General features: G+C 65.1%; 10 protein-coding genes and 1 tRNA gene. 6 read left to right on the top strand and 5 right to left on the bottom strand.

Annotated elements, in window-relative coordinates; genetic code table 11:
• Nucleotide 1: 1 nt before the first annotated feature.
• The 3 genes from EZ304_RS15420 to EZ304_RS15430 are packed head-to-tail and all read right to left on the bottom strand — an operon-like array spanning nucleotide 2 to nucleotide 4,247.
• The gene (locus tag EZ304_RS15420) at nucleotides 2-2,788 is read right to left on the bottom strand and encodes a TonB-dependent receptor plug domain-containing protein (protein ID WP_142807513.1); all 2,787 of its coding nucleotides are present in this window, start codon (nucleotides 2,786-2,788) and stop codon (nucleotides 2-4) included.
• A gap of 14 nt (nucleotides 2,789-2,802) precedes the next feature.
• Nucleotides 2,803-3,771 (bottom strand): FecR family protein, encoded by a 969-nt coding sequence (locus tag EZ304_RS15425; RefSeq protein ID WP_099554382.1) that lies wholly within the window; start codon nucleotides 3,769-3,771, stop codon nucleotides 2,803-2,805.
• Nucleotides 3,768-4,247 (bottom strand): RNA polymerase sigma factor, encoded by a 480-nt coding sequence (locus EZ304_RS15430; RefSeq protein WP_238378640.1) that lies wholly within the window; start codon nucleotides 4,245-4,247, stop codon nucleotides 3,768-3,770. Before EZ304_RS15430 ends, EZ304_RS15425 begins: the two co-directional genes overlap by 4 nt.
• A gap of 284 nt (nucleotides 4,248-4,531) precedes the next feature.
• On the opposite strand from EZ304_RS15430, the gene EZ304_RS15435 reads away from it, so the two are divergent.
• The 3 genes from EZ304_RS15435 to EZ304_RS15445 all read left to right on the top strand — a co-directional run bounded on the left by EZ304_RS15435 (nucleotide 4,532) and on the right by EZ304_RS15445 (nucleotide 8,639).
• On the top strand, nucleotides 4,532-7,411 hold the full coding sequence (locus tag EZ304_RS15435; protein ID WP_142807514.1) for an autotransporter outer membrane beta-barrel domain-containing protein: 2,880 nt from the start codon (nucleotides 4,532-4,534) through the stop codon (nucleotides 7,409-7,411).
• A 97-nt stretch (nucleotides 7,412-7,508) separates the two neighbouring features.
• The gene (locus EZ304_RS15440; protein ID WP_099554388.1) at nucleotides 7,509-8,513 is read left to right on the top strand and encodes a 2-hydroxyacid dehydrogenase; all 1,005 of its coding nucleotides are present in this window, start codon (nucleotides 7,509-7,511) and stop codon (nucleotides 8,511-8,513) included.
• A gap of 50 nt (nucleotides 8,514-8,563) precedes the next feature.
• Nucleotides 8,564-8,639 (top strand) — tRNA-Thr (locus tag EZ304_RS15445).
• A 361-nt stretch (nucleotides 8,640-9,000) separates the two neighbouring features.
• On the opposite strand, the gene EZ304_RS21295 is transcribed toward EZ304_RS15445, so the two are convergent.
• Nucleotides 9,001-9,465 carry an HNH endonuclease signature motif containing protein gene (locus EZ304_RS21295; protein WP_185959186.1) on the bottom strand — a complete coding sequence of 155 codons (465 nt, stop codon included), beginning with the start codon at nucleotides 9,463-9,465 and terminating at the stop codon, nucleotides 9,001-9,003.
• Nucleotides 9,466-10,109: 644 nt separating this feature from the next.
• Between EZ304_RS21295 and EZ304_RS15455 the strand changes: the two genes are divergently transcribed.
• From EZ304_RS15455 to EZ304_RS15465, 3 genes are all read left to right on the top strand, one after another.
• Nucleotides 10,110-10,544 carry a membrane lipoprotein lipid attachment site-containing protein gene (locus EZ304_RS15455; protein WP_142807515.1) on the top strand — a complete coding sequence of 145 codons (435 nt, stop codon included), beginning with the start codon at nucleotides 10,110-10,112 and terminating at the stop codon, nucleotides 10,542-10,544.
• Between the two features lie 213 nt (nucleotides 10,545-10,757).
• Complete coding sequence (locus EZ304_RS21165; protein ID WP_260678121.1) at nucleotides 10,758-11,738, top strand: RHS repeat-associated core domain-containing protein; 981 nt, start codon at nucleotides 10,758-10,760, stop codon at nucleotides 11,736-11,738.
• Nucleotides 11,739-12,098: an energy transducer TonB gene (locus EZ304_RS15465; RefSeq protein ID WP_142807516.1), complete on the top strand. Its 360-nt coding sequence runs from the start codon at nucleotides 11,739-11,741 to the stop codon at nucleotides 12,096-12,098.
• An 82-nt stretch (nucleotides 12,099-12,180) separates the two neighbouring features.
• Here EZ304_RS15465 and EZ304_RS15470 read toward each other — a convergent pair whose 3' ends face one another.
• Nucleotides 12,181-12,507 carry a hypothetical protein gene (locus EZ304_RS15470; protein WP_142807517.1) on the bottom strand — a complete coding sequence of 109 codons (327 nt, stop codon included), beginning with the start codon at nucleotides 12,505-12,507 and terminating at the stop codon, nucleotides 12,181-12,183.
• Nucleotides 12,508-12,513 lie beyond the last annotated feature (6 nt).

Raw genomic sequence — 12,513 nt, forward strand, 5'->3', positions numbered from 1 at the left:
CTCAGCGGAACTGCAGGGTAAGCAGGTAGTAGCGGCCCAGTGGATCGTCCAGTCCCGGCATCTGCCCACCATTGCCGACCAGGTAGTTCACCGGTTGCGCATCAAGCACGTTGTGCACGTCCAGTGCCGCGATGACGCGCGGACCCAGGCGGCGCGCCAGGTGCAGGTTCCAGCGCAGCTGGCGCGGATTCATGCAGTGGTTCCGGTCGATCTGCCGCTGCGGGCACTCGTCGCCGGGCAGCCATGCACGGGTGCGGCCCACCTGGTTGCCGCGCAGGGCGATGTCCCAGTTGCTGTTCTGCCATTGCACGTTCAGGACCGCCGCCATCTCGGGCGTGACGTGCCCGCGCAGGTCGATCGCCGGTTCGTGGTCGCGACGGCGGCGCAGCTCCTGCTGCTTCAGCGCGTCCAGCGAGAACATCCACTGGCCGCTGCTGCCGGTGTCGATCCGGTATTCGCCACGCAGCACCCAGTTGCGGGAGGTGGTACGGCCGATATTGTCGAACGACAGCCGCAGGCTGCTCAGGTTGCCATCCTCATCCAGCTGCCAGGTATCACGGTTCCACACGGCATCGACCGGCTGCAGCGCGAGGATTTCGTTGCGCAGCTCGACGATGTTGTGGGTCAGCGACAGCGAGAACGCATCGCTGGGTGACCAGGTCGCCGCCAGCGAATGGCTGCGTGAGCTCTCGGCCTTGAGCGTGGTGTTCTCCTCCACATCCGCAGTGACCACGCAGCGGCCGTCGGGCCCGCTCTGTGCACAGGGCGGCAGTGCGCTTGAGGCGGGCAGAGTGAGGGTGCCGAACTGTCCTGGCGGACGGCGCTGTTCGAACAGGCTGGGCGCGCGATAGCCGCGACCGCTGGCCAGCAGGAACGACCAGTGCGGTGTTGGCGTCCAGCGCAGGCCGGCACGGGGCGAGAATGCCGTGTAGTCGCCGTCGTAGTCCCAGCGTGCGGCCAGGTCCATGCGCAGTTCCGATGTCAGTGGCAGGCCCAGTTCCGCATACGCGCCGCCACTCTGCCGCGACAGGCGCCGCTGCTGCTGCGGCAGCCCCAGTGCCAGATCGCCCTGGCTCAGCAGGGTGTCCGGGTGGGACGTCCAGCGTTCATGGCGCAGGTCGATACCGGTGGCCAGCTGCGCATTGCCACCCCGCATCGGCATCAGTGCGCGCTGTATGCCCCACCAGCCCTGCCATTGCTCGGTAAGTCCACGGTTTCGGATCGCCGGGAACAACGACTTGGCTTCATCGGCGGGCAATGCATTGAACCCTGGCAGGAACCTGAGTGACTGCGCGGCCTCGACGAAGGGGGCGGCGCGCACGGTGCCTGGCGTGGACAGGGTGACGTCGCTGCGCTGCGCGCTGATGCCGGCGTCCCAGCTGTGGCTGCCTTGGTCCCGGCCGATGCCAAGGGTGAGATCGGCATCGGTGGCACGTACCTGGGGACGCACATTGCCGGCTTCGCGCAGGACGCTGTTGAAGGTGTAGCCGTACAGATTGAGAGCCACGGCGGTCGGGCCCAGATCAAAGCGCTGCCTGTTGTGGCTGGCACGGGCCTCGGCGTAGACGTAGCGGCCCTCGCCACGCTCATGCCGATAGCGCAGATAGGCAGAGGCGGTATCAGAGGCGGGTTGAAGTGAACGTGGGCGCGAGCTGTCGAACCAGCAGGCGCCATTGCGTCGTTTCAAGGGTCCGTCGCAGCGCGTGGCGGGCCAGTAGTCGCCCTCGCGGAAGGCGCCGATCAGATACTGCGACGTTTCTGCGTGCCAGTCACGCTGGTTCCCCGCCAGATGGTCGACGCGATGCAGGTCGACACCTGCGAACCAGCGGTCGCCGTTCCCGCGCAGGCCTCCAGTGGCGGCCTGCACGCGGTACTGGCCGGCGTCGCCACGGCTGCTCAGGCCGGTCTGCAGCGTGGCTTCCGGGCCGTCGGCCTGGTCACGCAGGATGATGTTGACCACGCCGGACATGGCATCGGCGCCGTAGATGGCCGAGGCGCCACCGCGCACCAGTTCGATGCGTTCGACGAAGCTGAGTGGAATGCCGCCCAGGTCGGTGAGTCCGCCCTGTTCCAGGGACACCATCGGGTAGCGGGGCAGGCGCCGGCCATTGACCAGGAACAGGGTGGCGCGCGGTCCCATGCCATCCAGACTGGTGGTGGCGGCCGCACCAACAGGCAGGTACTGCGAATCGCCACTGCGTGCGCTGCTTATCGCTGGCAGCCCGTTCATGCCGGGCAGGTGTCGCAGCAGGTCGAACAGGCTGCCGTAGCCGCTGCGCAGGATGTCCGCGCGGTCGATCGTGGTCACCGGCAGGGTGGTCTGCACGGAGGTGCGTGGCAACCGGCTGCCGGTGACATGGATCGGCGCCAGGTCTACCTGGGGCGGGGATGGCGGAGGCGTGCGTGGGCGCGGCGCCACCGTTGCCGGAACCGGCGGCGCGACGACGGGCGCGACGCGGATGCGGCGGACCACGAAGCCTCCGGACGGTGTTCGAAGGATGGTCACCGGCATGCCGGCGACCAGCCGTTTCAGGGCCGATGCCGGATCGGCCAGGCCATGGGTGCCGTTGGCATGGAGCCCCGCGAGCTCCCGGGCATCGAACACCAGTGCGATGCCGCTTTGCCGTGCCCACTGCTGCAGTGCCGAAGTCAACGGGCCAGCGTTGATGTGGTAGTCGTGGGTGGCAGCCGGACCGCCTGCGATGGCGGCAGGCGGCGCGGCGACCAGCAGCGCCAGGCACAGCAGGGGGCGGAGCAGCCCCCACTGCAGCGCGCCTGGTCCTGCCATCACCGCAGGCCTCCTCAGTACGTGCGGCGCAGTTCCAGCGCGCCATCCGGGCGCGTCTGGCCAGCAATGGACCAGCCAAGTTCCAGCGCGGACAGCAACTCCTGTGCATCGCCTGCGCGGAACGTGCCGCTGACCGCCAGATCAGTGATCTCCGGGTCAGCGATCACCAGCGGTGCATGGCCATAGCGGTTCATGCGTTCGACCACGATCGACAGCGGGGTGGCATCGAAGACCAGCTGCCCATGCAGCCAGCCCTCGGCGGCTGCCGTGGAGGACAGCGCTGGACCAGGCTGGATGCGCCCGGAGGGCAGTACCTGCAGTTGCTGGCCAGGGGCCAGCGTGTGCTGGGCGGCGCCGTTGCTGACTTCCACCGCACCCTCCAGCAGCGCGACCTCGACCAGGCCATCGTGCAGGCGCTCGACCTGGAAGGTCGTGCCGATATCGCGGATCGTGCTGGTGCCGGCGCGCAGCTGCAATGCCTTGTTCGATGGCGCGACCTGCAACTGCAGGCGGCCGCGTTCCAGGTCCAGATCGCGGTGGCGCCAGCCGAAGCGGGCGTGCAGCGTCGTGCCGGCATCGAGCATGGCCACGCTGCCATCGGGCAGGGTCAGCCGCTGTGCCTGATGCGTGTCATTGGCAAAGCGCTGCGGGGCAGGGTTGCCATCCACCGCTACCATCCAGCCCACGCCGATGGCCAGGCAGATACCCGCGGCCGCGGCCGCCGCAGGCAGCCAGCGGCGTCGGGCAGGCCGTGCCGCACGCGCCGCAGCCGTCCGCAGCCACGGGTCCGCAGCCAGGCCCTGGCCCTGCTGGAAAAGGTCTTCGGCCTGCACCCAGGCTTTGACATGGGCAGGGTCTTCAGCAAGCCAGTCTTCGAACGACTCGCGTTCGGCTGCGGTGCAGTCCGGAGCTTCCAGACGCGCCACCCAGGTGCTGGCGCGTGCGAACAGCGAGGCGTCTTCCATGTGCCGGTGGCTGCTCATTCGGTATCCCTGTCGTTGTGCAGCGGATCCGGTCCCAACTCCTGGCGCAGGCCCTGCAGGGCGCGGGCGATATGTTTTTCCACGGTCTTGGCTGTAATTCCACAGTGCCGTGCGATCTGCGTATAGCTCATGCCGGTGATCCGGTTGAGCAGGTACACCTCGCGCGCGCGCTCGGGCAGTTTGAAAAGGGCCTGCCGCAGCAGGGACAACATCTGCCCGGACTCTGCCTGGCGCAAGGGGTCCGGCGACGGGCTGGTGGGCTCGTCGTGACCATCATGCTCGGCCAGTGACAGGTGCGGTCGCGACTGCGGCGATCGGCCGCGATCGGCCAGGCGATTGCGCGCAATACGATACAGCAGCAGGCGCAGTTCGTCGGTGCCGTGCGCGCGATAGCGGATCAGCCGCTCCATGCAGTCCTGCGCGATGTCCTCCGCATCCTCCGGCCCCACGCCCCGTGTGCGCAGGAACGCGCACAGTGGCGCGCGTTCTTCGCGTACGAACGCGATGAAGGCGTCCGCAGGCGCGGATGGCTCCGGCGCGTGGTGGATCAGGGGGGACGGAACGGACAGGGCTGGCCTCGGCTGACGTTGGTGGATGCGCCTTCGAGTTTTACGCGACGATGACCGGATGGGGAAGAGTGCAGGGTGCCCCCTCTCTCATTGTGAATGCATTCATTTTTCCACGCCGGCCGCGCTGGGGGAGATTCCGGCGTTCTGCCGTTTGACTCTTTACCCGCGTGTTGCGGGTGGAGAGAGAACGTATGAAGCATTCGAAGTTGAGCCTGGCCCTGGCCGGGCTGATCGGCGTTGGCGCCATCGCGGCGGCTGATGACGTCATGGCAATGAGTTATCACGTGCAGGGGGATCGCATCTTCCTGAGCGGCGGCGTCACCTACGCCGACGTGGTGTCGCTGCCGGCGTTGCTGGCCAAGGCGCAGGCCGAGGGCCGGCCGATCCGCGAAGTGGTGCTGCGCACCTCCAATGGTGGCGCGTTGATCGCCGGCGAGTGGCTGCAGGGCATCATCCGCACCGCCGGCCTGAACACCATCGTGTCCGGCAACTGCATCTCGTCCTGCTCGATCATGCAGTCCGGTGGTGTCGAACGCTATCTGGCCGGTGATCTGCCAATCGTCGATTCGGTACAGATCCACGCGGCCAGCAACAGCGGCAAAGTGATCTACACGCCGTCGCCGCGGATGACCCAGATCTACACCGGCAACTACGGCGGCGGCATCGATGCCGGGCTGCTGCACAAGGCCATGTATGAAGTCGTGCAGCCCAACGGCCTGCTGGTGTTCCGCGATCCGGCGCGCACCACGGGTGCCTCGGTCACTTTCGATCCTGATGGCAGCGGCAGCAAGCTGGAGTCGTTCCCGGGCCAGGACATCTACAACAACAGGATCATCACCGCGAAGGGCTACCGCGATCCGGGCGATACGTTGAATGTCACCGCCAACGTGAGCGGCGACATCAACCCGGGCTACCTGCGCACCGGTCGCCAGCTGCAGACCTTCGTCGATGATGATTTCGCGCGCTGGAACACCAACTGGCAGTCCAGCTACATCAACCTGGCGCAGAGCATCTACAACGCGTCCAGCAATGGTCCGCAGGGCGTCGGCGCGAACTCGGTACAGGACTACCAGAACGATCCCACATACAAGGCCCTGCTGCTGTCCAAGCTGCGTCTGGGTGACCTGGATGGGTCTACGCTGGACAACTCCATGGGCGTGATCCGCGTGACCAACGGCGCTACCTGGCGTACCTCCGCCACCACCGGTGCCGACTTCATGCTGGTCGACAACGGCACCATCGCGCTGGAAGGCGGCGCACTGCGCGCTTCGGAGGTGCGGGTGATGGGCGCAGGCATGCTGGTCGGCAATGGTGACGTGGCGGGCACCGCGATGGATCTCAGTGCGCTGGCCAGCGGCACCCGCCCGTCCTGGCGAGAGGACGGCTTCAACCGCCTGCGCGTCTACGGCACGCTGATGCCGCGCGGTGGCGACCTGGTCACCCACGGCTACGTCAACATCATGCCGGGCGGCAAGGTGCTGTTCGACGTGACCGAGAACGGTGGCAGCGCTGCCGGGCGCGTGCGCGTCGGCAGCTTCTTCGACCAGTCCAGCGGCAGGGTGAATGACGGCGCGCTGGTGATCTCCAAGGGCGCCTTCCTGGAGTTGAATGTTGCGCAGGGCTACTACGGCCAGGATTTCCGTCGCGATCTCGTGCAGGGCCCGATCTACCAGGGCGGCTTCGAAGATGTCGTGCGCCTGGGCGACACCGGCTACAGCGCCAGCATCACCGGCGGCGAAGTGTTCCGCCCACGCCACAACTCGCTGCTGAGTTTCAACGTGAAACAGACCGCGGACGGCCTGTGGTTGACCGCCAACCCGGGCTTCGACCAGTTGGGGCTGTTTGCCAATGGTGCTTCGGGAGATGCCCTTGGCCGTGCGCTGGCGACCGCTTCCGATCGCAAGGATGGTGGCCTGAAGTCGCTGCTCGGCGCTCTGCAGTTCGCTGACCGTGATGTGATTGCACAGCAGGCCGGTGCCCTGCGCGGTGACGCGCACGCGAGCCTGCGCCTGGCCGACAACGCGTTGGTGGGCAGCATCGGCAATGTGGTGCAGCAGCACCAGGCTGCGATGCGCAGTGGCGGTGATGCCGACGGCCTGGCCTCGCAGGCCGCGCAGTCGGTGTCGGCGCAGCCCGGGATGCGGCACGGCAGCCTGTTCAACCAGCTGGCCATGCATCTGGTCGAGCCGGCGGCGGGTGGCGGTGAAGGCAGTGGCTCTGGCCGCAGCCATGGCCTGTGGGCGCGAGGTTTCGCCAGTCACGGCCGCATCGATGCCGACGGCGGCGTGGCCGGCTTGAGCCACAACATCGGCGGCATCGTCGTCGGTGCCGATACCCGCGTTGCCGATGACCGCGTCACCCTGGGCGTCAGCGTGGCAGCGGCAGATATGTCGACCAAGGGCCGCGACGGCTCCGACTTCAGCGGTGACGTGCGCGCGCTGGACGTGGGCGGCTACCTGGACGCGACCTATTCGCGCGGCTATCTGTCGGCGGCGGTGCGCTATACCGACCTGCGTCATGACACCCGGCGCAGCGTCAGCGGTATCGATGGCCTGCAGCAGCCGCTGCGCGCCAAGTACAACAACGATGCGATCTCGGCACGGGTGGAACACGCGTTCTCGTTCACCACCGGCAAGGGCCTGGTGATCCAGCCGTTGTTGCCGGTGGTGGACTACGCGCGGACCTCGGCCACGCGCTTCAATGAAGGGCAGGGCGCGGGTGCACTGGTCGGTCGCAGCGGCAGCCTGGAAAGCATTCGCGTTGGTGCCGGCCTGCAGCTGTTCAGGACCTTCGAGGGCAACAACGGCGAGCGCATCACCCCGCGCGCCCGTGTGGTCTGGCAGAAGGAACTGGGCGATTCGCAGGCCCGCTACAGCACCGGCTTCGCCGCCGCACCTGACCTGGTGTTCGGCGCCAGCAGCCAGGCCGTGGGCGAGCAGGTGCTGGCCTGGAACCTGGGCGTGACCAGCCGCGCCAGCGAACGCCTGTCGATCATGGCCGACTACGTGGGCGAGCGCCGCGACGGGCAGATCCAGAACGGCGTGATGCTGGGCCTGGGCTACCGGTTCTAAGTGGTACAGGGCACCGGCGATGTTCGCATCGCCGGTGCCATCCCCACGGACGCGTGGCTGCGGTATGGTCGGCAGGGCATTCCACCCAGGTCCTTCCATGCAGATCGCCGTCTTCAGCGCCCGACCCTACGACCGCCGCTTCCTGGACGAAGCCAACCAGCGCGATGCTGCGGGGCAGGGTTGTACGTTCGTCTACTTCGATGCCGCGCTGGATGTGCATACCGCCGCACTGGCGCAGGACTGCGCCGCCGTCTGCGTGTTCGTCAACGACCGGCTGGATGCGGCGGTGCTGCGTGCGCTGCACGCGTTGGGCGTGCGTGCGGTGCTGCTGCGCTGTGCGGGCTTCAACAATGTGGACCTGGCCACGGCGAAAGCACTGGACCTGTTCGTCGCCCGGGTGCCTGCGTATTCGCCCGAAGCGGTGGCTGAGCACGCGCTGGCGCTGGTGATGACCCTCAACCGCCAGACCCATCGCGCCTACAACCGCGTGCGCGAAGGCAACTTCATGCTCGATGGACTGCTTGGCCGCACCCTGCACGGCCGCACGGTCGGCATCGTCGGCACCGGCAAGATCGGCCTGGCCACCGCGCGTATCTTCAACGGCATGGGCTGCACCGTGCTGGGGCATGACCCGTATCCGTCGGCCGCCTTCGCGGGCGTCGGCGAGATGGTGGCGCTGGATGAACTGCTGGCGCGGGCTGACATCGTCTCGCTGCACTGCCCGCTGATGCCCGATACCCAGCACCTGATCAATGACGCGTCACTGGCGCGGATGAAGCCGGGCGCGATGCTGGTCAATACCTCGCGCGGCGGGCTGGTCGATACCCACGCGGTGATCCGCGCGCTGAAGTCGCGCCGGCTCGGCCACCTGGCCATCGACGTGTACGAGCAGGAAAGCGCGTTGTTCTTCCAGGACCTGTCCGGCGAGATCATCGACGACGAGGCCTTCCAGCGCCTGATGACCTTCCCCAACGTGCTGGTGACCGGCCACCAGGGCTTCTTCACCGTGGAGGCGCTGCAGGAGATCTCGGCGATCACGCTGGGCAACCTGGCCGATTTCGCCGCCGGGCGGCCCTGCGCCAACCGGGTCGAGGCGGGCTGAGCCGGGTGGATTGACCGCCGGGGCGCCCAACCCGTAAAATCGCGGGCTCCGCCGGAATAGCTCAGTTGGTAGAGCGGCGCATTCGTAATGCGTAGGTCGCAGGTTCGACTCCTGTTTCCGGCACCAGTTGTAATGAAAAGCCACGGCCTTGGTCGGGGCTTTTTTGTGCTCTGGTAGTGCCGGCCGCTGGCCGGCAACCCCAGGAGTGCCAGCCCATGGCTGGCACTCCGCGATTTCCGAATCTCGGCGTCAGCTCGCCCCTCCATCGTCCCAGGTGCTTGACTCCTCGCGTCCTCATTCGAATAGTCCGAAGGAACCCGGGGGGAGTAAGGGCGGGCGACGGGCACCTTGGAGGTAGTCCTGGCCTTGCCAGAGGCATGGCTCCTGCGGCTGATGCGGAGAGCGCCCATGTGCATCACCATTCTGGCCTCGCTCTGTGGTTTTCCCAGCCAAGCCCTCGGGTGACACGACGTGGCGCAACGAACAACTAGGCTAGGTTTCGCCGATGTTCTGCGAGAAGCGCCTTTTGCCGAGGAGTGAGCCGGCCCTTGATCCTCATCTTCCTGTTGATGCCCAGGGCAGAGAGTTCATCATCGAGCGTCCTGGATATCAGGATGAGGCCGTCGTCGTTGAAGGAAACAAGATGTCGGTCAAACAGGGCATCGAGCGTTGCGATGAGTGGCAATCCGTTCTCGGGGTCCAGTCGCTCCCGATCGTCGCACGTACGCCACGGCTTGATGTGGGATGCCCTGAGGGCCTCAAGGGCGGTGCATCCGGTTACTGCACACCCCTGATTCCATCGCTTGAGAACGCCCCTGCGGAATCGACCCTGGCCGATCCTGGCTTCGATGAGCGCTTTGCGCTTGGTGGCCGGAAGATGCGTGGAGGACAGGATGTCGTTGATGTCCTTTTCGATACTCTTCGCTGGGCCCCTCCCCCTGAGGGCATGCACGGGATTCCGCAGCTTCTTCTCTACGACCTGGAAGCCCAGTGCTTTGAATCGCCTGTGTCACAGCCCGTCCTTTGCGCCGGCGAATTCGGACGTCGGGAGGTATTGGCCCGTTGCGAGGCCATGGGCACAGCTGGCAATTGCCTTCGGAGGATAGGGGCGCCCTCCAATCAGGACATCAAAATGATTCGAATTCCTGAAATTGTGCTTGAAGAATGGGTGATCGCTGCCGCCATGCGCATGGCGCGTGTCCCATATGCCCGCTGCTTCGAGAACATGTGACTTCCTGATTTTCGATGGCTGCCAATCCCGTACGCCCAATTGAGTCATCATCCTTGTGAATTTGGAGCGTGGAGCCCCGGCATCTGCCTATCGGCATGATCTGGAAAAGGTTGAGCACCAGGAACGTGATTCGACCGCAACGTGCGTGTCGGCCTCATCAGGCTCTGGACGATGGGCATCCATGTATCGCTATCTGCGGAGATCTACCGCCTGTGGTGCCCGTAGCAATGAACGCGGGCGCAGGCGCAGGGATGGCTTGATCAACGCACGGGCCATATACGTACCCTGCCGAGGTTATTACCATTGCTGCGCGGGATGCATGCTGTCTTCGGCAAGAGCGCCTGCTTCAATCAACAGGGGATGCAATGAAGAAGATCCTGATGTATCTGGTTGCGACCATCGTCCTTGCCGGTTGCTCGACCCGCCAGATCAGCGCCGACCAGGCGCAGCCGGTGCCTACCGACCGCGTGTTTGCGTTCAACACAGTCGGGGGCAGTGCTTCCGGACAGGTAGTGGTGACGCGGGACGTCGGCGCGATCGGTGGCGCATGCCCGCTGGCACTGTATATCGATGGCACCCTGGCAGCGCATCTGCGGCGAGGTGAGTCGGTGACGTTGACCGTTCCCGCCGGGAATCGAATCGTCAGCGCAAGTTTTGCTGGCAAGGGGCTCTGCAAGTGGGGCGATGAGTCGGCTCACAGGCGCGAGATTTCCCACATGGTGGCCGCAGGCAGCAAAACCAACATCCGCCTCGCTCTGGCCCATGACGGACTTATCCAGGTCAGCCCGACCGCGTTCTAGCGCGTTTGGGGCGGATCTACTCTGGTTATCGGCGGCTCAATATCGCTCGGCTCGCACTTCATGTTCCAGTTGAATGAGCGGCAGGTTCCAGTGCATGGGGCCTGGGTGAACAGCAGCCCTCCGCTCTCAAGACTTGGGGATCGATTTCCCAGGCATCCTTCCTGTGCTATCAATACCCTGCCTTGCTTCAAGGCTCTTTCAGGAATTGCAGGGATGCGCAGGTTCGGGGGAACTGCAGGCGGTGTGTCGATCCGCTTCAGGGAATTTGAAGTTCGGATTCGAATGCAGAGTGCGGCAGGCATCTGGCCGTGCTGCATGCTGCTGATCGGCCTTGGCCTGTCACCAACCGCAATCTCCCAGACGACCGTCACGTACATCCACACCGATGCCCTGGGATCGGTCGTGGCTGAAACAGATGCCAGTGGCAACGTGACCAGTCGCAATGACTACGAGCCCTATGGGGCCGTGGTCGGTGGTCAGGTCACGGACGGGCCGGGGTATACCGGGCATGTGAGCGACTCGGCTACCGGGCTGAGTTACATGCAGCAGCGGTACATGGACCCGCAGTTGGGGGTGTTCCTGTCGGTGGATCCGGTGACAGCGCACGCGCAGCCTGTTGCGCAGTTCAATCGGTACCGGTATGCCAACGGGAATCCTTACAGGTTCACAGATCCGGATGGGCGAATCGTCAAGTACGCATTTGAAGGCGGAGCGACGCTGCATGATGGTGCTGCCGTGCTCAACCATTGGATGAAGTCAGAAACCATCAGCTCTGAACTGAAGCAGATCCTCCTGTCCGATGAGACCTACACCATACAGTTCAATCGCAATGGTGATTTTGGATATGACGAGAACAAAAGAATCATCAGTATTGATGTCACCTCTGGACTTCGCATCAAATCCTCCGGGGAGATCCAGTCCCCTGCTCTGGGGGGCGGTCACGAGGTGAGCCATGCTGCCCAGCATGATCGGGTTGGATTGTCCGCTTTCCAGGCTTCGCTTGTTGCGCCACAGTCCAACTCGGAGAGCAACGGCGTGATGCAGATCCGGGTCGGCGTATCTTCGGAAGAAGCGCGGGCTACGGGCGTGGAGACACGGGCCGCGCGTGAGCTGGGGGAACCTGCCCGGAAAAGCTACAGCGACACGAACGGCACGGTTAATGTCTGCTCCCCCACCAGCAATCGAGGGTGTTGAATGAACCGTGTTCTGCTGATTGCGTTGGCCTTGTCCAGTGCCTCATGTCGCGCCGGCGAGGAGCTCCCAGGGCCTTGCCAGGACGCCAGCCGTCCGGTGGAGTCCATTGCGCCGGTCGTTCCCGCCATGACTGAAATGCAGGTGCGCGGCTCTGTTGTGGTGGCGGTGGTCGTTGAAGAGGATGGACGGGTGACGAATCCGGTCATCACGGGGGCCCAGCTTGAAGGGCTGGATCGGGGAAGGGTCGACAATGCTGCTTATGAGCGCGCAGCCCTGATTGCCGTGGCGAAATGGCGTTTCCCGCCGGTCCCATCCCGCTGCACCAGGAAGGTCACATTCGACTTCCAGCGTCTGGATTGATTGAGCCCGGTCAGGCCATGGAAGGCATTGGCAATCCCCGCCCTGGGGGCGAGGGGCGGCGCGAGTGGTGAGAAGAACTGCCTCAATAGGCAAGGTCGAAATAGTAGATCTTCTTTGCCCCGAACACGCCGCATCCTTCGCTGGTGAGGGCGTGGAAGCCGATCGGTGTCCGCGATGACGCCGCCGACAGGATGGCCGCGTATTTTTCCCGTCCGGATTTGTCGCTGGACAGATCGATTACCCAGCGCCCGTCGGAAACACACTCGTTGTTGGTGGGCTGGCCTTCCAGCCATACGGAAACGAACGTGGATTCGACAACCAGCTTGGTGATTTTTCCGGTCTGGTGTGTATCGGCCCATGCGCTGCCGGACAGCAGCAGTGCGCCGAGCGTGATAGCGAGCTGTTTCATGTCTTC

It is taken from the genome of Stenotrophomonas maltophilia (assembly GCF_006974125.1).
Taxonomy (GTDB): domain Bacteria; phylum Pseudomonadota; class Gammaproteobacteria; order Xanthomonadales; family Xanthomonadaceae; genus Stenotrophomonas; species Stenotrophomonas maltophilia_O.